Source organism: Priestia sp. 3CA3 (assembly GCF_056836725.1).
This window is the reverse complement of record NZ_JBXENJ010000005.1, coordinates 415,698-439,239: the sequence shown is the minus strand read 5'-3', so window position 1 is coordinate 439,239 and position 23,542 is coordinate 415,698. Positions and strand designations below refer to the sequence as shown.

The following is a 23,542-nucleotide window of genomic DNA, read 5'->3' as shown; positions in this document are numbered from 1 at the left end:
TTCCTCCAAGCGCTGTTTTTTATATACTATCTAATGCCTGCTGTAAATCTCTCATAATATCTTCCCAAGCTTCCAGCCCAACTGATAAACGAAGAAGTTCATTTGAGATGCCCATTTCTTTTCGAGCTTCTTCCGGCACAACTGCATGCGTCATCGAGGCAGGATGCTGAATAAGTGTTTCAGCATCGCCAAGACTCACCGCGATGGAAATGAGCTTAAGCTGATTCACCACTTTTACGGTTTCTTTATAACCGCCTTCCACTTCAAAAGAGAGAAGCCCCCCTCCTTTTTTCATTTGCTTTTTCATGAGAGAATAAGCAGTGCTGTTTTTATCCCCTGGATAATAAACGGCTTTTACCTTGGGATGGAGACTTAATTGTTTTGCGATATGTTCAGCATTCTCACAGTGGCGATCCATTCGAACGGCCAGTGTTTTTAAGCCTCGGAGTAACAGCCACGCATCAAATGGTGAAAGAATACCTCCAATATCTTTTTGCGTCGTTTTGCGCAGTACGGAAATAACCTCTTTGTCCCCTACTACAATTCCTGCCACAACATCTCCGTGTCCACCAATAAATTTAGTTGCGCTATGAATAACTAAGTCGCATCCAAGCTTCAGCGGCTGCTGCAAATAAGGAGTTGAAAAGGTATTGTCTACTACCACGGGAATTCCTTTTTGTTTGGCGATACAAGTCACTAACTCTAAATCTACTAAAGTCATAGTCGGGTTAATCGGTGTTTCAATATAAATACATGCTGTATCTTCTTTGATAGCAGCAAGAATTTCTTCCTCAGTTTCCAAGTTGGAAAAAGAATGATGGATTTGATATTTTTCCTCAAGCATTTCCAGTAAACCAAACGTGCATCCATACACTCCTTTAGAACATAAAATATGATCGCCTGCTTTTGTAAGTCCAATTAATACAGCCGATACTGCAGCCATTCCTGATCCAAATGCCAAAGCGGCTTCGCCTTCTTCAAGCTGTGCCATACGCTCTTCTAAAATGGTGACCGTCGGATTAGATAACCGAGAATATACATAACCATTTTCTTCTCCGCTAAATCGGTTTGCACCTTGTTCTAGAGATGAAAATGTAAATGTAGACGTTTGATAAATAGGTGGAGCTAAACTATCAAAATGATGTTTTGATTCGTACCCTGCGTGAATGGCTTTTGTTTCAAACTGATATTTCTTTTTTTCGTTCATACGGCTTCCCCCTTATGCAAACAAGCGCTGTGTCATTTTTAAAAATGTAAGCGTTTTCTTTTATTATATTTCTCTTTTCTTTTTTCGTTCCCTGCCTATCTATGTAGATAATTCCACCGTAGAGAAGGAAGCGACATGCACACTGCATCTCGCTTTACTTCATCATTTGTTTAATTAGTATTGAATTACGCTTTTTAAATACTTCATTATGAGAAGAAACCATAGCTGTCTTAGCAGCAGAGGGCTGAACGAATTGTTTTGCTTTGTTTACGGCATTAGCAGCATCTTGAAAAGCGCCGGTAATCAAATGGACTTTTCCTTCGTGCATGAGAATATCTCCAGCTGCATATACACCTTCTACAGACGTTTCGCTTGCTGCATTACCTGCAACGTAATAGTCATCAATGGTTTTGATATGTAGTTCGCTGTTTTTTAACAGCTCTGTATCTCTTTTATAACCGTGATTAATGATAACTTCGTCAATCGATAAATAAGAAATCTCACCGGTTTGATGATTAGTCAGCTCAACTTTTTCAATAAATTCATGCGTCGCATCAGCCACTAATTTTGTAATAGATGTGTTAAGCAGACACCGAGCCGAACTGTTTATTAATTGTCTTACTTGTGCTTCATGACCGTTTAGTTCACTGTTTCGGTACGTAATATATACCTTTTTAGCAACGGGCTCTAGCTCATTTGCCCAATCAATGGCTGAATTGCCTCCCCCGGAAACAATCACCGTTTTATTTTTAAAATGCTGCAGAGATTTAACCGTATAGTTTAAGTTTGATATTTCAAATCGTTCTGCTCCTTCAATTTTGAGCTTTTGCGGATTTAAAATACCTCCTCCAACAGCAAGGATAATGGTTTTAGAGTAATGATGTTCACCTGAAGAACCCGTCAGCTGGAAAATACCATCTTTCAAGCGAGAAATGGATTCAATCTTCTCATCTAAAACAACAGTCGGATCAAACGTCAGTCCTTGTTCCACAAGCTGTTCAATAAGCTTCGCACCGGAAATAGGCGTTTGGCCCCCTACATCCCAAATCATTTTTTCAGGATAAACGTGAAGTTTTCCGCCTAGTTTTGGCTGATATTCAATCAGCTTTGTTTTCATTTCCCTTAGCCCGCTATAAAAGGCAGAATAAAGGCCAGCCGGTCCCCCGCCTATAATTGTCACATCAAAAAGTTCATTGTGTATCATGCACGTTCACTCCTCGCAATCAATTGTTATTGATTATCATTCTCATTTAAATATACATCTTCTTCAACGTTTTGACAATAAAAATAACTATTGACATCCGGAAACGTTCGAATTATAGTATGTAAAGTAAACGATACTGATAATCATTATCAAGCATTTGTTGTATTAAATGTAAACGGAGGGTCAGATATGGTTCGCCTATATACAGAGAAATTACATATTAGTTATGGTGAACGTCTAATAGTAAAGAATTTAAGCGTTAACATTCCAGACAAAAAGATTACTACAATTATTGGTTCAAACGGATGCGGCAAATCAACGCTTTTGAAAGCCATTACCCGCATTATTTCTCATCAATCCGGTTCCGTTATTTTAGACGGCGAAAACATTTCAACAGAACATACAAAAGCACTCGCTAAAAAAATGGCTATTCTCCCTCAAACCCCTGAAAGTGCTAAAGGCTTAACGGTGGGAGAACTTGTATCTTATGGGCGATTTCCCTATCAAAAGGGGTTTGGGCGTCTATCAAAAGAAGATTATCAAACGATTGACTGGGCTCTTGAAGTAACCGGAACAAAAGATTACAAGTTTCGTCCTGTAGATTCTCTTTCAGGCGGTCAGCGCCAGCGAGTGTGGATTGCGATGGCTTTAGCTCAAGAAACCGATATTATATTTCTTGATGAGCCGACTACCTACTTGGATATGGCTCATCAGTTAGAAGTGCTTGAGCTGCTTCAAAAATTAAACAAAGAGCAGGGACGTACAGTTGTAATGGTGCTTCATGATCTAAATCAAGCCGCTCGCTTTGCGGATTATATTATCGCTTTAAAAGATGGTGAAATTGTCAAAGCCGGAAAATGTGAAGAAGTCATTACGCAGGACGTTCTAAAAAAAGTGTTTCATATCGACGCTGAAATTGGACGAGATCCGAGAACAAATAAACCAATGTGCATCACGTATAACTTATTAAGAGGAGATAACTAAATGAAAAAATTATTGCTTCCATTCATGCTTATATTCGTACTACTTATTAGTGCCTGCAGCAGCGGTTCAACTGAAAGCAAAAATGATTCTAGCAAAAACAACGAATCCAAGACGATCACATATCAATCTGAAGACGGCCCTGTAAAAGTTCCGGCTAATCCGAAACGTGTTGTTGTGTTAGGTTCCTATGCAGGTAACGTACTTTCTTTAGGTGTTAACATTGTCGGAGTAGACTCATGGTCTAAAATGAATCCCCGCTTTGAAAAGAAATTAAAAGACGTGGAAGAAGTATCAGACGAAAATTTAGAAAAGATCATTGAATTAAAGCCTGACTTAATTATTGGCTTATCTACTACAAAAAATATTGATAAATTGAAAAAAATTGCCCCTACTGTCACGTATACATACGATAAAGTAGATTACCTTACTCAGCATGTAGAAATTGGAAAGCTATTAAATAAAGAAAAAGAAGCACAATCATGGGTAGACGACTTTAAAAAGCGTGCGGCAAAAGCTGGTTCTGATATCAAAGCTAAAATTGGCGAAGATAGCACCGTTTCAGTTATTGAGAACTTTGACAAGCAGCTTTATGTGTTTGGGGATAACTGGGGACGCGGAACGGAGATTCTTTATCAAGAAATGAAATTAAAAATGCCGGAGAAAGTAAAAAAAATGGCTTTGAAAGATGGATACTATGCGATTTCGCCAGAAGTTCTTCCTGAATATGCCGGAGATTATTTAATCTTTAGCAAAAACCAAGATGGAGATACATCATTTGAGAAAACAGATACGTACAAAAATATTCCTGCTGTAAAGAATAATCACGTATTTGAAGCAAATGCAAAAGAATTTTATTTTAATGATCCAATCACATTAGATTATCAACTAGATTTCTTTACTCAAAAATTTCTTGGCAAGTAATTCATTCAAGAGGAATTCTTTTTAGAATTCCTCTTACTTTGTTTTACTAAATTTATTCTTACATGAAAAGATGGGTGTGTTATGAAAAAAGACAATCAGCGTTTCATTCCTTTTTTATACAAATTAATAGGTATGCTGCTCGTATTCATCATAATGTTTGTTTCCTCAATGGTTTTTGGCGCTGCTGACATATCGATAAAAGATGTATGGCTAGCACTTTCATCAAGCAGTGTAAACGAACAGATTTCGATCATCAGAGATATTCGTTTACCTCGTGAAATCGCCGCTGTTTTTGTGGGGGCTGCTTTATCAGTATCAGGGGCTATTATGCAAGGTATGACAAGAAATCCACTTGCAGACCCAGGACTTTTAGGGTTAACGTCTGGCGCAAATGCGGCTTTAGCTGTAACAATTGCCTTGATCCCTGCTATAAATTATTTGGGTATTACGATTGCTTGCTTTATAGGAGCCGGGGTTGGCGCAATCCTAGTGTTTGGGATTGCTGCTCTAAAAAGAGGAGGATTTTCTCCGCTTCGAATTGTACTAGCGGGAGCTGCCGTTTCAGCATTTCTTTATGCCATTGGAGAAGGCGTTGGTATTTATTTTAAAATTTCAAAAGATATATCGATGTGGACTGCTGGGGGAATGGTAGGCACTTCTTGGGAACAGCTTCAAATCATTGTTCCTTTTATTCTCGGAGGTATATTCATTGCCCTTTTGCTTTCTCGGCAGCTTACGATTCTGAGTTTAAATGAAGAAGTGGCTGTAGGATTGGGCCAGCAAACGACAAAAGTCAAAACCATTTTATTTGTCGTCATGATTCTTCTTGCGGGTGCTTCTGTTGCGCTAGTGGGAAACATGGTGTTTATCGGCTTGATGATTCCTCATATTGTACGAGGAATTGCAGGAACTGACTATCGTTTTATTATCCCTATGTCCGCTATCACTGGCGCAGCGTTTATGCTGCTCGCTGATACATTGGCTCGAACGGTCAGTGCTCCTTATGAAACACCGATAGCAGCAGTTGTATCGATGATTGGTTTACCTTTCTTTTTAGTCATTGTTCGTAAAGGAGGAAAAGCATTCTCATGATTCACCCAGCGCTTATTAGAAAACAACGAATAATTATGATGCTGCTCACTGTTTTGATTCTTGGAACGGTTGTGATAGGAATGGGGCTCGGTGATGCACCACTTCCTTACAATAAAGTGTTTCCTACTCTTTTTGGCAAAGGGAATTTTACAGATGAGTTCGTTCTTTTTTCAATTCGACTTCCGCGGATTATCATTACGCTTCTAGCAGGAATGGCTCTAGCTTTATCAGGAGCTATCTTACAAGGTGTTACGCGCAATGATTTAGCGGAACCTGGGATTATAGGAATTAATTCAGGAGCAGGAGCCGCAATTGCTGTGTTCTTTTTATTTTCCCCAATTGAAGCAGGCTCTTTCGTTTATGCCCTTCCGCTAGTAGGCTTTATCGGCGCCTTGTTGACAGCTGGTCTTATCTATCTTTGTGCATATAGTAAAAGCCAAGGGCTGCAGCCTGTAAAGTTGATTTTAACAGGCGTAGGTTTTTCAATGGCTCTTTCTGGAATGATGGTGGTGATTATGTCATCAGCTGATCGGGTTAAAGTTGATTTTATTGCCAAATGGATTGCAGGGAGCATCTGGGGGACAGACTGGCCTTTTATATGGGCTCTTCTACCTTGGCTTCTTGTCTTGATTCCTTTTATATTGTACAAAGCAAACTCGTTAAACATTTTTAATTTAAATGAAGCTGCAGCTATTGGAGTCGGAATTTCTCTGGAGAAAGAACGTGTAACATTGCTTTTAGCCGCGGTGGCATTAGCGGCAGCCGCGGTTTCAGTGACGGGCGGCGTGGCTTTTATTGGACTTCTTGCTCCTCATATTGCTAAAGGCTTAGTGGGACCGAGAAGTCAGCTTTTTATTCCCGTTGCTATTCTACTTGGCGGCTGGCTTTTGCTGATTGCAGATACGATAGGACATAACATTGCCAATCCTAACGGTATACCGGCAGGAATTATTGCCGCCGTAATCGGTGCTCCTTATTTTGTTTATTTGCTTTTGAAAAAATAATAAGCAGACGCGCTTTTTTCAGAAAGCGCGTCTAGTTATTATTTTTTTTGTCTTTCATCTGCAGCGTTCGCTCTAGCCTGTGCTTCTAAATCGTCTTGGTCTGCTAATTCACGCGAAAACTCTTCGTCCACTCCATCTGCTTTAGATGCAGGATAATCTGCTACCTTTTTTAATTGTTTCTTCAACTCTTTTTCATTCATAATGAACACTCCTTTATTCTAGACTGTTATTAGTATGCGTTTGTCGTTTCTGCACTATGTGGAGAAAGAAGGAATTTTACCAATAAGACCGAAAGCATACGTAATAAGAAAAAGAAAGGACGTTTTATATGATCATCATTATTACGCTCTCTATTATCATTGTATTTGTTATTTTACTGCTGTGCGTAGTTACCACCTCAAAAGCTTATGATTATAAACATACCGTAGATCCGCTTACAAAAAAACAACACGAAAAAAAGTAGGTGCGCTCGTTTCACACCTACTTTTTTTATTAGCCCTGCAGTGATTTTAAATCATGATCGTTCAATTGAAATGCTTGCTTAATTTTGTCTTCTAAGTTTTTTGTTACTCTTCTCTTCCCAACTTCAACCAGGGCGATTAAAGAAAAACTGCAGTTCACTGCTTGAGCGAAGTTTCGCTGATTCATATTGTAGTTTTTTCGAATGTTTTTTACCATCTCTTTATCCATTTACACTCACTCCGCATAACTCAATATACTTTTTTTATTCCTCTTCAAGTCACATGTTCATCTAGCTGCCGACAGAGCGTAAGAAATTGCTGCTGCTCTTCTTCTTTATAGCATGCAAACAGTTTTTCAACCCTTTGCTGCATGTCTTTCTCAGCCGCTTGAATCACTTGTTTTCCCTTGCTTGTAAGCTCAACCATAACTTTACGCCGATCTTCTTTTGAATGGTAGCGCTCCACAAGATTCAGTTCATACAAACGTGTAATTGATGCTGTGATAACGCTTGGGCTCGCCTTCATTTCGTCTGCCACTTTGGTCACAGGCATTGTACGTGCACGTTCAACAATCAGTAAAATATGATATTGAAAAGGGGTAATTCTGTAATGCTGTAAAAGGCTTTTTACATTTGTCATTACTTTTTTGTTTAAAGATATTGAAATTCTTTGAATTTCTTCACCAAATATCAATGGATCCATCCACCTCACCGCCCCTTTCTCTCCAACATGTTTTATGATGAACTTTTGATTCTATAGCACTTTATGAATTTATACTTTTTGGAGCTGGAAGCATACGAATATCTTCCTCTTGAGCTTTTGATTTCTTTTCTTCGACTACTTTATCTTTACGTACGTCACGAAGGAAGAAACTTAAAATTAAACCGATAACAGAAATCGCTGTTGCCCAATAAAAAGCATCGTTAATACCTTGAATCGTACCTTGCTGCGTCATTTTTCCAGATAAAATCGTCAGCGCTTGCTGCTGAGCTTGATCTTGTGATAAATGCAAAGTAGCAGCTACTTTTTGTACAAATAAATGAAAGCTATTCATAAAGAATGGATCAGACGTATTCATGGAACTGCTGATTTCATTTACATGATACGTTGTACGGTTTGTAAAAATGGTCGTCATTAAACTAATACCAATTGAACCACTTACTTGACGAAGCGTATTAGACATTGACGTTCCGTGACTGCTTAGTCTCTGCGGAAGCTGATTCAAACCGGCTGTCATAATTGGCATCATTAAAAGTGACATACCAAACGAGCGGATAATATAAATCGCTAAAATATGATTAAACGGTGTATCCATCGTCAGCTTCGTAAATTCAAACGTTGAAATAGATGTAATAAACATACCAACGATTGCTAGCGGACGAGGTCCCACTTTATCAAACAATGTACCTGAAATCGGCGACATAACCAGCATAACAAGTGCGCCAGGAAGCAACAGCAGTCCTGAATCAAAAGCAGAATATCCGCGGATATTTTGCAAGTAAATTGGAAGCAAGAACATACCTGCGTACATACTGATTGTAATCGCAATACTAATAATATTTGATAGTGAAAAAATATTATATTTAAACACGCGCATATCCAATAGCGGCTTTTCAGATTTAATTTGTTGAAGAACAAATATAATTAAAAGAACTGCCCCACCAATGATTGTAGAAAGAACAACTGAATCCGTCCAGCCGTCATTTCCAGCTTCACTAAATCCGTAAAGCAATAATCCCATACCTGCAAGTGATGTCACAACTGAAGGCATGTGAACTTTTACATCCTTTGGAGGCTGAATGTCTTTTAATTGAAAGAAAGCAATAATTAATACAATCGCACCTAATGGCACCATGCCGTTAAAAAGGATGTGCCAATCATAGTTTTGAATAACCCATCCAGATAATGTTGGACCAATAGCCGGTGCGAACATCATGGCTAATCCAAAAATACCCATCCCTTTTCCTCGCATGTGAGGAGGGAAAATAAACACAATAATGGTCATAACAAGAGGCGATAAGACACCTCCGCCAATAGCTTGAATTAAACGGCCGGTAAGCATAATCGAAAATGTAGGTGCAATTCCGCAAATCAATGACCCTACTGTAAAACAAACCATTGCAAATAAGAACAAGCGACGCACACCAAATCGTTCAATTAAAAAAGCTGAAAGCGGAATTAACGCCCCGTTCACAAGCATATATCCAGTTAACAACCACTGAGCTGTATTTGCGGTTACGCCAAACTCAGTAATTAAATGCGGGATGGCTACGTTTAGTAACGTTTGATTTAATATTGCAAGAAACAAACCAAGCATTAAAACAATCAATAGCGGAATATGCTTTTTGATGGATCCATCACTTGTGTTTTCTATACTGGCTGTCATCATATTTCCTCCCTTCTTGAACTGTTGTAGTAAGAATTAGTCTTTTGAAATTTTTACTTCAGCGTTCATTCCTGGTAGCACATGCTCTGAATAATTAGAAATAGAGATTTTTACAGGAACCGTTTGAGATACTTTTGTGTAGTTTCCATCTGAGCTTGAGTTCGATGTTAAAGATGAAAGTGAATTAGTTGCATATCCCACTTCTTCAACTTTACCGTCAATTTTTGTACTACTGTCTCCATCTACTGTTACATCTACATCGTCGCCCTCTTTAATATCCTTAAGCTGATCCTCTTTGATATTCGCTACGATAAATAGATCTTTCATATCTACTTCGGTTGCAATTTGCTGTCCAGCTTGAACCATTTGATTTTCTTTTACATTTGTTTGAATAATTTTTCCATCTGCTGGTACTGTAGCAGCTACAGAGCCTTTTTCAGCTTGAATCTTAGCAATTTCAGCATCTTTTGATACATCATTTCCTTCTTCCACTGTCCAGCTTGCTACCTTACCTGCTGCAGGTGCAACTACGTTGTATACATCTCCAGATACTTTAGCGTTATCCGTTGTAATATAGTTGGATTTTTGAACGTAATAATATCCTCCTCCAATTAATAAAGCTAAAATAACGATGATTCCAATAAAATTTGTTACCATTAAGCGACTTCTAGACACTCATTACTCCTCCTTAATACTTCACTAATAAAATTACTTTTTGATATAGCTTTTTCATAAAGATATTATCTCCATCTATTAGGAGATATGTTTCTTTATAATCATCCATTTGGTTAACTACCTAAATAACTTTATCATAAAGATATTTTTTCGTAAAGATATTAATTTAAAAATAATAATGGGGGTTAAAGATAATCGTTTCCATCCTTTACAATTGTTTCATTTTATTTTAGAGTTAGTTTATATATGTCCGTAGTGTACAAGGAGATGGAAGCTAGCATGGATAACAATGTAGAATCAAAAATTGAACACCTTTATCAAATTAACACATCTTTTTTTCAATATATGCGACATTTAGTCGAAGAAACATTAAAAACGCAGCCTTATCACTTAACACCCACTAAATTTTATATCTTAAACTACATTGCCAGCGGTACAAAGTATATGGTGGCAGATATTTCAAATAAACTTCACTTAACCTCGGGCGCTACAACTAGCTTATTAAATCAATTGGAAGAAGAATCTCTCATTCAGCGCGTGCGAGACGAAAAAGACCGGAGAGTCGTGTGGGTTTCATTGACTGATGAATCCAAACAGCTTGTTTCAATGATTACAGAGAAGCGAAATGTATTTTTAAAAGATATGCTAGCAGCTCTAACTGTAGAAGAACAAGAAGAATATTTTCGCTTGTTAAATAAAATGGATGCCCTTTTGAGCGATAAATATGGATTTTCTTATTAGGATACCTAAAGGAGCTCCGTTTCGAATAGAAACGGAGCTCCTTTTTTATTTTAGAGAGCCGAATTCATTAATGTAGCTGCTTTGTCAGGAAAATCGATAAAAGGATTTCGGTTGCCTTGCAATTCAAAAATTGCTGCATTGCGATGTTTTTCATAAAGTGAAACGGTAAATTCTTCATGCCATTTTAGTAAAAGAGGAAGATCTACTCGTGAAGAGTCAATTTTATTATGATAGCGAATTAAAAAATAAAGCGTAGCTCGAGCGACAATTCCTTTTCCATATTCGGGTTCAAACTTACCTTTTTCTGATTTGCCGCACCCTTCTTTCACATCTGATTGCTTAACTTCCGGTGTATAATCCGGGAAGTCAATATAAGAGGAATTACCTCTTCGGCTGTTACAAGAAGGTTCACACGCAAACAAATGATGCAAATCGCCTCTCATAGGCTCTTGTTTTCCAAACCAAGATTGCGGGACAACGTGCTCACAGTTTAGCAGTATATCATTGCTTGAAACAGATGAGTGACTAAGCGACTGAAGTGCATCAATATCTTGCTGTATCGCTTCTAACGGATCCATACCTTTCCCTGAATACAGACTCTTCAGCTCTCCATTCTCCTGTAGATCCACCCATGGATATACATATTTATGCGGCGAATAACTCAGCAAATGCTGATGCGTTTCCGTTAACAAAGCTTGCATGGCTTCTCTTTCAAAGAGAGTACCTCGATAATAAAGATTTTTACTCTCTTCATCCGTCTTTTCATCATAATAGCTTCGTTTGTTTACGTATTCGTGATAAAGGGCTTTTGCCTGCTGTTTTTCCACCATTAATATATCTAAACTGCTTTTCATCCCATCACCTCTGAAGTCATTTGACGTTGAATTTCACGCAATAGCTTTTCAACAATGGTCAAGTGCACAAACCCGTTTCCTACTTCTCTTGGTGATTCATTTAATGGAAGTGTTCTTCTGATTAACTGTGCGTAAAGCTCTGGTTCTGTAAGTTCTCTTCCAAACGTTTCATTTGAAAGAACTTTTATCAATGCCAAAGCTCCCGCCACGTGAGGCGTGGCCATAGAAGTTCCGCTCAGTGCGGCATACTTTCCATTCAAGTAGGTTGATATGATCTTCTCCCCCGGAGCCACTACGTCCACTTCATTGTTTGAGTTGGAAAATATCGAAGAACGTTTCTTTAGATCAACCGCTCCTACGCTAATCACTTCATTATATGAGCCTGGGTATGCAAACTCATCTGTGGAGCTTTCTCCATCTCCTTCATTTCCCGCTGCGCAGACAACTAAAATATTCTGATCAACAGCATCCTGAATCGCTTCATGCAGTTCAGGTACATCGGCCGGACCTCCAAGTGACATTGAAATGATATCTACTTTTTGCTGGATGGCGTAGGTAATACCTTGAATAATCCATTCATATTGACCTGAACCATTCCCATCAAGTACTTTCAGAATAAGTAAATTCACCTCAGGAGCCACTCCTACAACGCCCGCTCCATTATGAGCTGCTGCAATTGTGCCTGCTACGTGAGTACCGTGACCATTATAGTCTTGATAAACATCAGGATTTTGCTGATCATCGTGCGTAAAATTTCTTCCTCCAATAATTCGCTCCTGCAAATCTGGGTGTGTAACCTCACAGCCAGTATCCAAAACCGCTACGGTTATTCCCTGTCCTTTTGTTTGCTTCCATACTTCCTCTGCTCCAATTAGAGCCACTCCTTGTGGGACTTCATTAAATTGACTTAATTGTTCAACTACTTGAAATGGGATAATGCGCACTTTGTTCTTCATTTAGATTCCCCCTGCAGGATTAAATGGAAGCTAGTTCATGGTGGGATCACTTTTAATCGCTTATTTTTGGAGTTCACTCATCGAGGTTTGTTGCTTCTAAACTTATTATAACACAAAAACAGAACACACGTTTGTGTTTTTGTGATTTTTTTTAAAAAAATAAACAAAAAGCAGAAGCGAAATTTCCGCCTCTGCTTTCTTTTATTGTTGGTCTTTAGAAGAATCAGGCACGGCACATTGACCATCTGCACAAAAGGCATCATCTGCGCCTTCTGGAGACAAACTCTTCAAAGCGGGAGTCGGATTTTCTTCTTCCCATACTTGTTGGAGAGCTCCTACAAATGTTTCGACTGGCTGTGCACCTGAAATCGCATATTTTTGATTAATAACAAAATACGGAACGCCGCTAATGCCATATTGCTGAGCCGTTGCTTCATCACTGCGCACTTCATTTGCATATGCGTTTTTATCTGCAAGAATTTGACGTGCTTCTTCTCGATCAAGACCTGCATCTTCAGCAAGAGCAATCAGCGTCGCTTCTTCACCTAGATGTTTTGATTCAGTAAAATATGCATATAAGAGTTTTTCTGTAATAGCTGCTTCTTTTCCTTGAGCTTTTGCAAATTTAGCTAAACGATGAGCGTCAAACGTATTAGTTGGCTTCATATCGTCAAAATTAAAGGATAATCCCGCACCAGCTGCCTGCTGTCCGATCCCTTCATTTGCTTGCTTCGCTTGTTCAATGGTCATTCCATATTTAGCAGCAAGAGCTTCATTAATCGTTTTACCAGTATTAACTGAAGCATTTGGATCTAGCTCAAAGCTTTTAAATTCAACCTGCACGTCATCTTTGTGTGCAAACTGCTGAAGCGCTTGCTCTAATCGACGCTTTCCAATATAACAAAAAGGACAGACAAAATCTGACCAAACTTCTATTTTCATCGTGACACCTCTTCAATTCAAGATAATTCTTATCGTAGCATACCTTTGAATAATTTCCATCATAACTTGCTCAAACAAAGCAAAAAACACGGTGTTGATTTACATACTAAGTGTATTGAATCAGCACCGTGTTTTTATCTCACTTATTTTAAATTCATTGCTTTTAAAAGATCATCATGTAAATACGTATTTTCATATTAGCTAATCAATACTTGGTGGAACTTCAAGCCAGCCTTTTTTAATCATAATTTCCGTCGCTTCGCTTGCATATTGAAACGCATCTTCTCCTATCAGCATCATTTTAGCCACAATATCTCTTCGAAAACTAAATGCTGCTCCAAATGCCTGACTTCCAATACTAAAATTACTTAGTAAAATATCGCATGTCAGCATCAAACGATCAGAAAAAGCAGGCGTTTCAGAAGTCGTGATGCTTCCTGTTGAGGCAACAGAAGGTGAAATATCGTCTTGTATAATTATTTCTTCTAGACGCGTAATAATCTTTTTACTGAGCTCTTTTCCTTTCAAAAAATGCTTTTTGACTTCGGTATCTTTAGCCGTTTGAGAAAAAGCCTTCATTAACTTCATCCCCACAATGTTTGTTTCGACCCCGTGATAAAGCTGAGCTAGCTCCATCGTATTTAATACTCTTTTATCCGCAAATACATTTAAGCCGCTCAAATATTTTCTGTCAGAAACAAACTCAACAGTGGTTGGCATCGGAATATAGGGTGGACGTGATAAAATCCCTTTTTTCAGTAAATACTGCGTACAGGAATCATAACAATGTTGCGTAATCTTTGTTAAATCTTGATAAAATTTCACCACATCTTCTCTGTAGGCCTTACCTAAACTTAATGTATACATCCCCATACTAATTTCTTTAATAACACGAAGAAACATAATATCAAATCCATTAGTAAATAGTTTTGGAGCCTGTACGTTTACGTCTTGAGATGAAAGCCCGGTTGGCACTACGGCTCCTTCTTTTTCAAATATTGTTTTTATCTTTCGTATGTATATAATGAGCTGTTCACGCAAGTCCGTCATAATTGTTTTAGCATCTTCATCGTCTGCATGTTCAATCATATAATCCAACAAGCAAATGATTAACGTTTTCTGCTGATATGTCATCCACAGCGTTCCAATTTCACTTGAGGTAATACTAGGTTTATCAGGCACTGTTACTTCCCTCCGCTTCTTGAGCTTTGTTGAGTGCTTTTATCTCTCAAAAGAGAACATACTCATTGTACGTTTACTTATCATTATGCTATCCAACATTCTTTTTTTTATTTAACCCCCTGACCTATAGCTTTTGAGCAACAAAAAAAACAGCTCCGCACTTACAGAACTGTTTTTTATCTTAAGCACGAAACGAGTACTCAACACCTGTTAAGTCCTCAGATACGCTCCATAGTTTTTCCGCTACGTCCGGTTTAAATAAAACATCTCCCATCATATCTTTTACAGGATATCCTTTTTTAGCATCTTTTCCGTCTGGCCCAATATATGTACCGCCTTCTATTGATTCAGTGGCTGCATAAAGAGTAGGCAGCGCGCCCATTTCTGCAGATTGACTAAAGAGCTTGACTAAAAATTTCAACAAGCCGTTTGGTTCTTTTCCTGAACCGCGTGATAATAGGTTTGTATTTGAAATACCCGGATGTACAGCGGCACTAATTGTCGTTGATCCGGCTGCTTCTAAGCGAATTTGCAATTCTTTGGCAAACAATAGGTTGGCGAGTTTGCTTTGTCTATAGAACTTCATTGGACTGTAGCCTTTTTCTCCGTCGAGATTATCAAAATAGATTTCTCCAGAATTAGCGGCTATACTGCTTACCGTTACGACACGTGAATGTGGAGTGGCCGTTAGTAAAGGAAGCAGCAAGCCCGTAAGTGCAAAATGTCCTAAATGATTACAGCCAAACTGCAGTTCAAATCCGTCTTTCGTTTTGCTGTGAGGCGGCACCATCACGCCTGCATTATTAATGAGAAGATCCAAAGACGAGTATTGTTGAAGAAATTGATTGGCAAAATGCCGAATAGAGCTCAAGTCACTAAGATCTAATGACATAATAGTCACTTTAGGATTTCCGTTATCCGCTTTAATTCTTTTCTTAGCTTCTTTCCCTTTTGCTTCATTACGCACAGCAAGAATGATTTCTGCTCCGCGAGCTGCTAGAGCCTTTGCAGCTTCAAACCCAATACCGCTGTTTCCTCCCGTTATAAGGGCAGTTTTCCCCGTTAGATCAGGCATTCGTTCAGCTGTCCATTTTGTTTTCATATAAAGTTCTCCCTTTCAGCTATAGCTGCTTTTCTAGAATTTACGCGTCTCGGTCACATACGTTTTTAGAAATTAAAGTATGTATAAATTATAATGTTTTCAAAACAAAAGGGACAAGCTTTTTAAAAGCTTGTCCTTTTTATATGTTTATGTGGTTCGCGGCGAATCGTAGCGCCCAAACCAGTCGTACCTGTTTGTGGATATCCATTTGTATAGCGGACTAAACGCTTTTTTCATTAATGGTAAATGCAGAAGCACGCCGATTGGACATGTAAGAGGCAAAACAGCTAAAAGCCGTCTGACCGTTTCAAATCCTGCTAATACTTCCCCTTTTTTGGTGACCATATGAATTTGATCATATAAGTCTCTTCCTTCTTCTTTTAAGTAGCTATACTCCGTTCGCTCAATGTATTGAACTGGAATCCACTGGATTTGGTTCGTCCAGTCCAGCGCTTTAATTATTTTTTTTACGTTGTAACATAAAGGACATTCCGCATCAAAAAATACTTTGTGCTTCATTGTTTCCACCTTTCTTCCCTTATTTCTTTTTCCTTAGTTTATAAATACCCTTTTCTCATTTTTAATAACCATCATTAAGAGGTACTTCTTGTGCAGCCTGGCTTTAAAGCGAACATTTTTTGTGGAGTTTCTTTTGTGAAGCCGCGAAAGAAGATAGGATTTTTTTATAAAATATCACTTTTTTGGTTTAAAGCGCTAAAAACATGTTAGAATAGATTTCATATTGATTTGAAGCACTAGATGCACGCATTTAGTCGCATACTAAAAAGAACTGAATAAATCCAATGATAAAAGGTAAAGGTAATGTCTTCATAAACTTATCATGGAAGTAGGTTTATAAATAACGATGAAAAAAGGAGGGCTGGGTGATTGCTTTTATCCATTTCATATAAGCTTTTTTACGTAAGGATGTGTAAACGATGAAAAATAAGTACATGCTGTCAGCTTCAGGTATGTATATTAACTATTTTCTACTTGGCATGGTCAATATCATGCTTGCATCAAATATGTCATTTTTGACAAAACAATTAAATACCGACGGTGCTGGAATCAGCTATATCATTTCTGCTATCGGAATTGGAAAATTGCTTTCATATTCTCTATCAGGCATCTTGTCTGATAAAGTCGGACGAAAACCTTTGATTATTGTTTCGTCTCTGACGATGGCTATTTTCTTAATTGGCATTCCATTATCGCCAAATTATCAAACAGCCTTTATCTTTGCCATTATTGCTGGTATTGCAAACTCTGCTATGGACGCTGGAACATACCCTGCTTTGATTGAAGTTTTTCCTAAATCTTCAGGTTCAGCCAGTGTTCTTGTAAAAGCATTTATATCAGCTGGAGCAGCGCTTCTGCCGTTTATGATTGCCTTTTTTGCGGATCGTGATTTGTTTTATGGGTATGCTTTTTTCCTTCCCGCTCTTATTTATTTACTAAATATGATCTTTATGTTCAAACTGCCTTTTCCCAATCATAAACGCGAACAGAATACAGTTCAACAGCAAAGTACAGAAGAGAATAAATTTATCTCTCCTCCTAACATGAAACAAGAAGGAATCGCTCTTATTGTGATTGGATTTACTTCTACAGCTCTGTTTACAGTGGCTCAAATTTGGCTTCCTACTTATGGTCAACAAGTATTAGGTATGGCTGAAAGCAGCTCGGTTCGCCTTTTAAGCTACTACAGCATCGGAGCTTTAATCTCTGTTTTAGTATTAGCCGTATTATTAAGCAAAGTGCTTCGTCCTGTAACGGTTATTCTCGTTTACCCGATGATTACCCTTATCGCTGTACTTACGCTTCTATTTGTTAAAGTACCTGCTATTGCAATTGCAGCTGCTTTTTTCATGGGATTTTCTACGGCTGGGGTCTTTCAATTAGCGATTACCGTTATGACCGAGCTTTTCTGGAACAAAAAAGGAACGGTTACAGGAATTGTAGCGACCGCTGCTGGATTAGCTGCAATTTTATTGCCTTTAGCAACAGGCCTCATGTCTAAAACGGGACATATTTCAATTATCTTTATCTTTGATGCGATGCTTTCAGTAGTAGGTATGGCGGCGGCGGCTTTTGTTAATTACCGCTACCGCAAAATTTTAAATAAAAAGCCCCGCGAACAAATTCAAGAAACAGCCTCATAAAAAAGAGGCTGGGGCAAAAGTATTTTAGAGAAAGTAAAAAAAACGAACCATTAATGAATGGTTCGTTTTTTGTTATGGTGAACGTATGTGTCATTTCTTTAGGTCCTTCTAGCAGTTGATTGGAGGGCAAGGCGAAGACTCCTGCGGGGAAAGTGGAACAGATGAGACCCCGCAAGGAGGCTCATCGGCCACCCGCGGAAAGCGAAGACTTGCATGGAAATCAACTGCGGTGTCACAAGCAGTGCAGCTCATGCATACTATTTGTTTGTCTTTAGATTAGATTAATTTGGTAATATCTCAACCTCTTCTTAACTTTTCAGCTCACTTCCTCAGCTGATTTTTGCTTCATCAATAGAAACATTACACCTGAAATAACCGCAAAAACAGCTAAAATGTAAAAAGTAGAAGGCAACGGAATCACACTAACTAGTGACCCCATAGCTAAGCTGCTGACAACTGCTGAAGTTTGTATAGCTGTCATATATGCCGTCGTGGCTAGTCCAATTTGACGCGGGGCCAGTGACTGAGCATACACCATGCCAACTCCCATTGTAGCGGATAGAATGAAAGCATAAAATACTTGAAGCGCAATTAATCCACTCAGCGGTAGATGAAGACTCGTTAAAATAAAATAAAGCACTTGGCAAGCTATTCCAATAATAAAGAATCGTTTAACGCCAATCTTATCAGAAAAATAGCCTCCTAATGGCATAAATACTAGCTCAAAAACAGATGTTACGGTAAAGAGAATACCTACAATCGAAACGGATTGCTTTAATGTATCTGTTACATACAGCGGCAAATACATAGAACGACCGGAGTCCCCCGCAAAAATGAAAAGAGCTGCTACGAATACAGCTATTAATACAGAAGGTATACCAGCTGGCGCTTTTGAAGATGCATGCGCTGAAGGTTGAGGCATACTGTCTTCTTTAAGCGCAAAAAGAACCCACACTAAAGTTGCCAGCGATAACAACCCTGATAGTAAAAATAAAAGAGTATACCCTCCGTGGTCAATGATTAAAGCTCCGAGCATCGGTCCAAAAATATAGCCTTGTGAAAATGCCATTCGCACAGTACCGGTAATCGTACCTGCCTGCGATTTACTTTCTTCCTTTTTAACAATAAAATCATTCAGCAGAGCAAAGAAAAAAGAAAACGCATTAAACCCTCCTATAGCAAGTAAAATGAGTGCTATTGTATAAGAATGCGTAAACGCTAAGGGAACTCTTGAAATGGTTCCAATCAGTAAGGCCCAAATAATAAATGGCTTTCGTTTTCCCCATTTGTCTGATAAAGAAGCCAAATAAAACGAGACGATTAAACCAAGAATGCTCATTGGGACAAATAAAAATCCTGCTTGAAACGAAGTGGCGTGCAATGTATTTGTTGCCCAAACCGTTAAATAAGGCATAAAGCCGCCAACAGACAACCCAATAATAAATAATGAAATAAAAATCGTTCGAAAATCCCGGTCTGTAAATACAATCTTTATGCCTGATACAAACGAATTTTCTGCTTTCGACATAAACTCATTTCAACTCTTTCTATCCAGCTGTCAAACGTTCCATTTTCGCAAAAAAACGCACCTTTCTTCAAGAAACAGTAGAAGAAAGGTGTGTAAATGAAGGTTATTTTCCAATTTGTACAGCAATTTTTTCTTTTTGTTCTTCCTTGTTGATCAGCTCTTTGAATTTAGTTAAAAGAGGTGCTTTTAATTCTTCATCTTTTAACGCAAAAGCAAGGGTCGTAAAAATAAAATCTAATTTTTCCCCTGCATCATAACGTTCGCCTTCGAATTCGTAAGCATAAATAGAACGGTCTATATTCATACGCTGAATAGCATCCGTTAGCTGAATCTCCCCACCTTTTCCAGCTTCCTGCGTTTCAAGATAATCAAAAATGTCAGGTGTAAATACATAGCGTCCAATAATTCCTAAATTAGACGGAGCTTCTTCGACTGATGGTTTTTCTACAAAACCATTCACTTCGTATAATCGGTTTTTATTTGCTTTTGGATCTATAATCCCGTAACGATGAACGGCTTCTTCCTCTACGCGCTGCACGCCGATAACCGACGATCCCGTTTGGGTATACTGGTCAATCAGCTGTTTTAAACAAGGCTGATCTGGGTCTGTTAAGTCATCTCCAAGTAAAACTGCAAACGGTTCGTTTCCAATAAATTGTCGAGCACAGCCAATCGCATGGCCAAGGCCCTTCATTTCTTTTTGACGAACGTAATGAATATTCGCTAGTTCAGAGATATGCTCCATTTCCTCTAATAGTTCGGTCTTTCCTTTTTGATGAAGCAAGTGTTCTAATTGAATATTATGGTCAAAATGATTTTCAATCGCTTGTTTTCCGTTTCCTGTAACAATTAAAATATCTTCGATGCCTGATTTTAAGGCTTCTTCCACAATAAATTGAATGACGGGCTTATTTACAATTGGAAGCATTTCTTTTGGGATAGATTTTGTAACGGGTAAAAAACGAGTACCTAACCCTGCTGCTGGTATAACTGCTTTTTTTATAGTCTGCATATGATTTACTCCTCTCTGTTAGTTATCTAGCTGTCTTACATCTATTACGCTTTAACAGGCACCATCTTGAAAATTTCTTTCACACCTTGCTTGTATCCTCCCGCTGAGCGAAGTGATTCTCCGATTTGTTGTGCATGCTGTTTATATGTGTGAGTAGTTAAAACGTCGTTAACTGTATTTTTGATGAGCTCAGCAGATACATTATTTTTATCTAATTTCACGCCTGCTCCTAACTCCTGCACGCGATCGCCCACCATAAATTGATCCACTGCCATTGGAATAACGACAAGCGGTGTATCGTAGTATAATCCTTCACTGCTGCTGTTCATTCCGCCGTGAGTAATAAATAAATCCGCACGTTTTAAAATTTCTAGCTGCGGTACGTATTGTTTTACAACGAAGTTTTCTGGAATGTGTGCTAATTCTTCAGGTTTTGTATTTTTACCAATAGATAAAATAACTTTACCCTCAAAATCTTTTAATGCTTCTATACATAAGTTATAGATTTCTAGCTGCTGATTAAAAATAGTTCCCATAGAAACAAAAATAATTTTTTCATTTTGTAAGTAAGAAGGATCTTCAATATCTAGTCGTTTAACAATTGAAGGACCAATAAACTTGTACTCACTCGTAAATTCAGATACGTGCGGCTGAAAGAATTCTGACGTAAATACTAACGTAATATCCCCTGGATTTGACATAATGTCCATGGAGTCTTTTAACTCCGTATTATATTGGCTGTTGAACTTATTTAATGATTTTTCGAATTGAGGATAAAAGGAAGATTGGTCAGGTTCTGTTTGACCACTTGGCATCATACAAGTTGCTAACTCCTTATTTAACGCAAACGTCGTACAAAGAGAAACCTTTGGAAGCTGAAGAAGGTCGGCCACAGCGGAACCTGCTAAAAGGTGATAATCATAAAGTACATAATCATATGTTTCATGTTTCGTTTCACTCATAATTTTAGTAATAATATTTTCAGATTCATTTAAAAACAAATTCATTATTTCATAGCGGTCATAAGACTCTTCTTTGGTCATACGGTTGCTCATATCAAGACTTGGACGAAAATCTTCGTATTCACGAAATTCCGCTCCTGCTTTTCGGATTTTTTCAGCATAGTCTTCAATGCCGTAATAGACGACCTTCTCCCCTTGAGCCATTAATTCTTTTACAATTCCTAAAGAAGGGTTCACATGTCCTTCACCTGGAAAGCCTATTACTAATACATTTCCCATAACATCCATTCCTTTCACTTAGTTAATAATTAAATCACTTAATTATTCATTTGGTAAATTTATTGTATAGAAACTGAATTTACTATAAATTATCTTTATCGTAAAGTCATTAAGCGTTTTCAACTAAAAAAAGGTTAAATAGGCTCATTTTGGAATATAGTTATAAATTAACTCAAGAAAAACAAATATTGTAAAATTTATCTCGTTTGTAAATAGATGTATACGCTTCAATATGATGAAAATAAAAAACACACCTAGCTTAAGCATGAGGTGTGTTTTTTATTTAGAAGTTATATAACTCCCATATATCTGATGTTTCTGAACCAATATACCAAGCTGCCGCCCCGCCTAAATGATAGTCATTAATTAATTTAACCCGGCGCTGCATAGATGCTTTGTCTTCGAGCCATATTTGATGCTTCGTACCATTTTCGGTGTATTCTACATAGTACTGAGAGGCTTGGCTGTCCCATTTTTTAGTTAACTTTTTAGAAGAGATAATTGCTTCGGCTTCTTTCATCGTTAAGTCTTTTGTGACAACTTTTTTGGTCGATAGATCCGTTTTCCATTCTCGCGTATAAAAAGGAACTCCCAGCAGGATTTTGTGTGCAGGTACATCTTTCATAAGAAGTTCTGTTCCTTCTTTCACCCAAGGCAGCGAAGCCACAGACCCTGGAACCTGACTTCCTCCCCAGTGTTCTTCATAACCCATCATAATGACGTAATCTGCCACTTGACCAATCTGTTTTCGATCAAAGCTTCCTGACCAAAACGGATCATTATTCTCTCGTGTTACGTCTACTGAAACGGTCATACCATGAGGCTTTAACGCTGCTTTTAATTCTTTAATAAATAAAACAAAATCTTGTTTGTTTTTGATATTAATATTTTCAAAGTCAACGTTAATACCGTCACTGTTTGTTTTCACAAGCGAACTTTCGACTGACGATACAAGCTTTTGCCGCTTTGCTTTATTGCCTAGGACGTCACTTGTCAGCACATCATCGAAATTGTTACCGATGAGCGGCCAGACTTTTTTGCCGTTTTTGTGAGCCGTTTGAACATACGATGGATTTATAGAAGATGAAACAACTTTGTCACTCCGCGTTAGCGTAAACCAGCGTGGTGAAACAACGTCTAAGTTCTTTTGTTTCATCGATTCTGCATAGCCTGCTGTTTTTTCATTAAAGCTCCAGCCCATAACTACTGGCTGATGCTTCTTTTGTGCTAAATCAGATTTTTTGATCCAGCCCTTTTTCCCTTCCAAAAGCTGTACTTGTACATAGTAATCAGGAATAATAAGCATTTGTCCAGGCTTAATATTTGTTGATGATAGCTGATTTAACTTTGTTAATTCAGTCGCTTTTACACCGTACTTTACAGAGATTTTCCAAAGCGTATCTCCTGATACTACTTTATGTAACAAGCCTTTTGGTGGTATTTTCAGCGTTTGCCCCGGAGTTAACTCCGTCGTTTTTAGCTGATTTTGTTTTATTAGCTCGCTGACTGTTACACCATATTGTTTAGCTAGTAGCCATAGTGTATTTCCTAGCACTACTTTATGGGTGATAACTTGAGCTGCATCTCCCGCTTCAGATGAAATAGCAGGAAATTCTTCTCCTTTTTTCACTGTCTGAACAACCGAAGAATGTAAAGATGGAGAACGATACACATTTACATTATCACCTTTGACAGTGCCTACTGAAGAAGCAGCGTCTCCTTTACTTATTGGGGCCAATCCTCCACTGAAAAGACAGAGAATAAGTAGGCTCATACATATTTTCTTCATTTGATAATCTCGCCTCCCCACTTTTTGACATCACCTGTCTAGTTTACTACTCCTATAAGATAGAATCCTAGAGGTACATTGTGGTAAAGAAACGTCTGG

Annotated in this window: 25 protein-coding genes; 8 read left to right on the top strand and 17 right to left on the bottom strand. The window is 38.2% G+C overall.

Translation table 11 applies throughout. The features are described from left to right. Positions 1–19 precede the first annotated feature (19 nt). Together megL and AC1VNJ_RS16400 are read right to left on the bottom strand one after the other, a co-directional pair. Positions 20–1,207 (bottom strand): methionine gamma-lyase, encoded by a 1,188-nt coding sequence (megL, locus tag AC1VNJ_RS16405; protein ID WP_033578482.1) that lies wholly within the window; start codon positions 1,205–1,207, stop codon positions 20–22. Positions 1,208–1,361: 154 nt separating this feature from the next. Further along, positions 1,362–2,411 carry an NAD(P)/FAD-dependent oxidoreductase gene (locus tag AC1VNJ_RS16400; protein WP_482641053.1) on the bottom strand — a complete coding sequence of 350 codons (1,050 nt, stop codon included), beginning with the start codon at positions 2,409–2,411 and terminating at the stop codon, positions 1,362–1,364. A 189-nt stretch (positions 2,412–2,600) separates the two neighbouring features. Here AC1VNJ_RS16400 and AC1VNJ_RS16395 point away from each other — a divergent pair, with 189 nt between their 5' ends. From AC1VNJ_RS16395 to AC1VNJ_RS16380, 4 genes are all read left to right on the top strand, one after another. Then, the gene (locus tag AC1VNJ_RS16395) at positions 2,601–3,395 is read left to right on the top strand and encodes an ABC transporter ATP-binding protein (RefSeq protein WP_014460855.1); all 795 of its coding nucleotides are present in this window, start codon (positions 2,601–2,603) and stop codon (positions 3,393–3,395) included. After that, positions 3,396–4,316: an iron-hydroxamate ABC transporter substrate-binding protein gene (locus AC1VNJ_RS16390; protein WP_482641052.1), complete on the top strand. Its 921-nt coding sequence runs from the start codon at positions 3,396–3,398 to the stop codon at positions 4,314–4,316. Between the two features lie 81 nt (positions 4,317–4,397). Continuing rightward, positions 4,398–5,408, top strand: coding sequence for a FecCD family ABC transporter permease (locus AC1VNJ_RS16385; protein ID WP_482641051.1), 1,011 nt, complete (start codon positions 4,398–4,400; stop codon positions 5,406–5,408). After that, entirely contained in the window at positions 5,405–6,412 is a 1,008-nt protein-coding gene (locus tag AC1VNJ_RS16380; protein ID WP_028413981.1) for a FecCD family ABC transporter permease, read from the top strand. The genes AC1VNJ_RS16385 and AC1VNJ_RS16380 overlap by 4 nt, the downstream gene beginning before the upstream one ends. Before the next feature lie 38 nt (positions 6,413–6,450). Here AC1VNJ_RS16380 and AC1VNJ_RS16375 read toward each other — a convergent pair whose 3' ends face one another. Beyond that, entirely contained in the window at positions 6,451–6,612 is a 162-nt protein-coding gene (locus AC1VNJ_RS16375; RefSeq protein WP_074894520.1) for a YfhD family protein, read from the bottom strand. 128 nt (positions 6,613–6,740) lie between these two features. Between AC1VNJ_RS16375 and ytzI the strand changes: the two genes are divergently transcribed. Further along, on the top strand, positions 6,741–6,875 hold the full coding sequence (gene ytzI / locus AC1VNJ_RS16370) for a YtzI protein (protein ID WP_080754395.1): 135 nt from the start codon (positions 6,741–6,743) through the stop codon (positions 6,873–6,875). A 29-nt stretch (positions 6,876–6,904) separates the two neighbouring features. Here ytzI and AC1VNJ_RS16365 read toward each other — a convergent pair whose 3' ends face one another. The 4 genes from AC1VNJ_RS16365 to AC1VNJ_RS16350 form a co-directional block, all read right to left on the bottom strand. Continuing rightward, positions 6,905–7,102, bottom strand: coding sequence for a helix-turn-helix domain-containing protein (locus AC1VNJ_RS16365; RefSeq protein WP_028413982.1), 198 nt, complete (start codon positions 7,100–7,102; stop codon positions 6,905–6,907). Positions 7,103–7,146: 44 nt separating this feature from the next. Next, positions 7,147–7,575 (bottom strand): MarR family winged helix-turn-helix transcriptional regulator, encoded by a 429-nt coding sequence (locus AC1VNJ_RS16360; RefSeq protein WP_034266596.1) that lies wholly within the window; start codon positions 7,573–7,575, stop codon positions 7,147–7,149. A gap of 61 nt (positions 7,576–7,636) precedes the next feature. Beyond that, a complete protein-coding gene (locus AC1VNJ_RS16355) occupies positions 7,637–9,262 on the bottom strand; it encodes a DHA2 family efflux MFS transporter permease subunit (RefSeq protein WP_033578477.1) in 1,626 nt (541 codons plus the stop codon). A 33-nt stretch (positions 9,263–9,295) separates the two neighbouring features. After that, on the bottom strand, positions 9,296–9,934 hold the full coding sequence (locus AC1VNJ_RS16350) for a biotin/lipoyl-containing protein (protein WP_028413985.1): 639 nt from the start codon (positions 9,932–9,934) through the stop codon (positions 9,296–9,298). A gap of 279 nt (positions 9,935–10,213) precedes the next feature. On the opposite strand from AC1VNJ_RS16350, the gene AC1VNJ_RS16345 reads away from it, so the two are divergent. Next, positions 10,214–10,675 (top strand): MarR family winged helix-turn-helix transcriptional regulator, encoded by a 462-nt coding sequence (locus tag AC1VNJ_RS16345; RefSeq protein WP_033578476.1) that lies wholly within the window; start codon positions 10,214–10,216, stop codon positions 10,673–10,675. Between the two features lie 50 nt (positions 10,676–10,725). On the opposite strand, the gene AC1VNJ_RS16340 is transcribed toward AC1VNJ_RS16345, so the two are convergent. The 6 genes from AC1VNJ_RS16340 to AC1VNJ_RS16315 form a co-directional block, all read right to left on the bottom strand. After that, on the bottom strand, positions 10,726–11,529 hold the full coding sequence (locus AC1VNJ_RS16340; protein ID WP_033578475.1) for an endonuclease I family protein: 804 nt from the start codon (positions 11,527–11,529) through the stop codon (positions 10,726–10,728). Continuing rightward, positions 11,526–12,485: a S8 family peptidase gene (locus tag AC1VNJ_RS16335; RefSeq protein ID WP_033578474.1), complete on the bottom strand. Its 960-nt coding sequence runs from the start codon at positions 12,483–12,485 to the stop codon at positions 11,526–11,528. The genes AC1VNJ_RS16340 and AC1VNJ_RS16335 overlap by 4 nt, the downstream gene beginning before the upstream one ends. Positions 12,486–12,686: 201 nt before the next feature. Beyond that, positions 12,687–13,427, bottom strand: a complete 741-nt coding sequence (locus AC1VNJ_RS16330) for a DsbA family oxidoreductase (protein ID WP_182029456.1) — start codon at positions 13,425–13,427, stop codon at positions 12,687–12,689. Positions 13,428–13,628: 201 nt separating this feature from the next. Then, on the bottom strand, positions 13,629–14,609 hold the full coding sequence (locus AC1VNJ_RS16325; RefSeq protein WP_482641050.1) for a DUF3231 family protein: 981 nt from the start codon (positions 14,607–14,609) through the stop codon (positions 13,629–13,631). A gap of 181 nt (positions 14,610–14,790) precedes the next feature. Then, entirely contained in the window at positions 14,791–15,711 is a 921-nt protein-coding gene (locus AC1VNJ_RS16320) for an oxidoreductase (RefSeq protein ID WP_033578472.1), read from the bottom strand. Between the two features lie 147 nt (positions 15,712–15,858). After that, positions 15,859–16,230: a thiol-disulfide oxidoreductase DCC family protein gene (locus AC1VNJ_RS16315; RefSeq protein WP_028413991.1), complete on the bottom strand. Its 372-nt coding sequence runs from the start codon at positions 16,228–16,230 to the stop codon at positions 15,859–15,861. 419 nt (positions 16,231–16,649) lie between these two features. Here AC1VNJ_RS16315 and AC1VNJ_RS16310 point away from each other — a divergent pair, with 419 nt between their 5' ends. Together AC1VNJ_RS16310 and AC1VNJ_RS16305 are read left to right on the top strand one after the other, a co-directional pair. Then, complete coding sequence (locus AC1VNJ_RS16310) at positions 16,650–17,873, top strand: MFS transporter (RefSeq protein ID WP_028413992.1); 1,224 nt, start codon at positions 16,650–16,652, stop codon at positions 17,871–17,873. A 115-nt stretch (positions 17,874–17,988) separates the two neighbouring features. Beyond that, entirely contained in the window at positions 17,989–18,153 is a 165-nt protein-coding gene (locus AC1VNJ_RS16305; RefSeq protein WP_167387311.1) for a hypothetical protein, read from the top strand. 36 nt (positions 18,154–18,189) lie between these two features. Here AC1VNJ_RS16305 and AC1VNJ_RS16300 read toward each other — a convergent pair whose 3' ends face one another. From AC1VNJ_RS16300 to AC1VNJ_RS16285, 4 genes are all read right to left on the bottom strand, one after another. Beyond that, a complete protein-coding gene (locus AC1VNJ_RS16300) occupies positions 18,190–19,401 on the bottom strand; it encodes a sugar efflux transporter (RefSeq protein ID WP_028413993.1) in 1,212 nt (403 codons plus the stop codon). 103 nt (positions 19,402–19,504) lie between these two features. After that, the gene (galU, locus tag AC1VNJ_RS16295; protein ID WP_028413994.1) at positions 19,505–20,413 is read right to left on the bottom strand and encodes a UTP--glucose-1-phosphate uridylyltransferase GalU; all 909 of its coding nucleotides are present in this window, start codon (positions 20,411–20,413) and stop codon (positions 19,505–19,507) included. A gap of 44 nt (positions 20,414–20,457) precedes the next feature. After that, entirely contained in the window at positions 20,458–21,654 is a 1,197-nt protein-coding gene (locus AC1VNJ_RS16290) for a macrolide family glycosyltransferase (RefSeq protein ID WP_482641049.1), read from the bottom strand. A 283-nt stretch (positions 21,655–21,937) separates the two neighbouring features. After that, positions 21,938–23,443 (bottom strand): LysM peptidoglycan-binding domain-containing protein, encoded by a 1,506-nt coding sequence (locus AC1VNJ_RS16285; RefSeq protein ID WP_224979988.1) that lies wholly within the window; start codon positions 23,441–23,443, stop codon positions 21,938–21,940. Between the last annotated feature and the right edge of the window lie 99 nt (positions 23,444–23,542).

Bases quoted from the DNA above. Each gene is read 5' to 3' on its own strand.
- megL (WP_033578482.1), bottom strand. From the start codon at position 1,207: ATGAACGAAAAAAAGAAATATCAGTTTGAAACAAAAGCCATTCACGCA.
- AC1VNJ_RS16400 (WP_482641053.1), bottom strand. From the start codon at position 2,411: ATGATACACAATGAACTTTTTGATGTGACAATTATAGGCGGGGGACCG.
- AC1VNJ_RS16395 (WP_014460855.1), top strand. From the start codon at position 2,601: ATGGTTCGCCTATATACAGAGAAATTACATATTAGTTATGGTGAACGT.
- AC1VNJ_RS16390 (WP_482641052.1), top strand. From the start codon at position 3,396: ATGAAAAAATTATTGCTTCCATTCATGCTTATATTCGTACTACTTATT.
- AC1VNJ_RS16385 (WP_482641051.1), top strand. From the start codon at position 4,398: ATGAAAAAAGACAATCAGCGTTTCATTCCTTTTTTATACAAATTAATA.
- AC1VNJ_RS16380 (WP_028413981.1), top strand. From the start codon at position 5,405: ATGATTCACCCAGCGCTTATTAGAAAACAACGAATAATTATGATGCTG.
- AC1VNJ_RS16375 (WP_074894520.1), bottom strand. From the start codon at position 6,612: ATGAATGAAAAAGAGTTGAAGAAACAATTAAAAAAGGTAGCAGATTAT.
- ytzI (WP_080754395.1), top strand. From the start codon at position 6,741: ATGATCATCATTATTACGCTCTCTATTATCATTGTATTTGTTATTTTA.
- AC1VNJ_RS16365 (WP_028413982.1), bottom strand. From the start codon at position 7,102: ATGGATAAAGAGATGGTAAAAAACATTCGAAAAAACTACAATATGAAT.
- AC1VNJ_RS16360 (WP_034266596.1), bottom strand. From the start codon at position 7,575: ATGGATCCATTGATATTTGGTGAAGAAATTCAAAGAATTTCAATATCT.
- AC1VNJ_RS16355 (WP_033578477.1), bottom strand. From the start codon at position 9,262: ATGATGACAGCCAGTATAGAAAACACAAGTGATGGATCCATCAAAAAG.
- AC1VNJ_RS16345 (WP_033578476.1), top strand. From the start codon at position 10,214: ATGGATAACAATGTAGAATCAAAAATTGAACACCTTTATCAAATTAAC.
- AC1VNJ_RS16340 (WP_033578475.1), bottom strand. From the start codon at position 11,529: ATGAAAAGCAGTTTAGATATATTAATGGTGGAAAAACAGCAGGCAAAA.
- AC1VNJ_RS16335 (WP_033578474.1), bottom strand. From the start codon at position 12,485: ATGAAGAACAAAGTGCGCATTATCCCATTTCAAGTAGTTGAACAATTA.
- AC1VNJ_RS16330 (WP_182029456.1), bottom strand. From the start codon at position 13,427: ATGAAAATAGAAGTTTGGTCAGATTTTGTCTGTCCTTTTTGTTATATT.
- AC1VNJ_RS16320 (WP_033578472.1), bottom strand. From the start codon at position 15,711: ATGAAAACAAAATGGACAGCTGAACGAATGCCTGATCTAACGGGGAAA.
- AC1VNJ_RS16315 (WP_028413991.1), bottom strand. From the start codon at position 16,230: ATGAAGCACAAAGTATTTTTTGATGCGGAATGTCCTTTATGTTACAAC.
- AC1VNJ_RS16310 (WP_028413992.1), top strand. From the start codon at position 16,650: ATGAAAAATAAGTACATGCTGTCAGCTTCAGGTATGTATATTAACTAT.
- AC1VNJ_RS16300 (WP_028413993.1), bottom strand. From the start codon at position 19,401: ATGTCGAAAGCAGAAAATTCGTTTGTATCAGGCATAAAGATTGTATTT.
- galU (WP_028413994.1), bottom strand. From the start codon at position 20,413: ATGCAGACTATAAAAAAAGCAGTTATACCAGCAGCAGGGTTAGGTACT.
- AC1VNJ_RS16290 (WP_482641049.1), bottom strand. From the start codon at position 21,654: ATGGGAAATGTATTAGTAATAGGCTTTCCAGGTGAAGGACATGTGAAC.
- AC1VNJ_RS16285 (WP_224979988.1), bottom strand. From the start codon at position 23,443: ATGAAGAAAATATGTATGAGCCTACTTATTCTCTGTCTTTTCAGTGGA.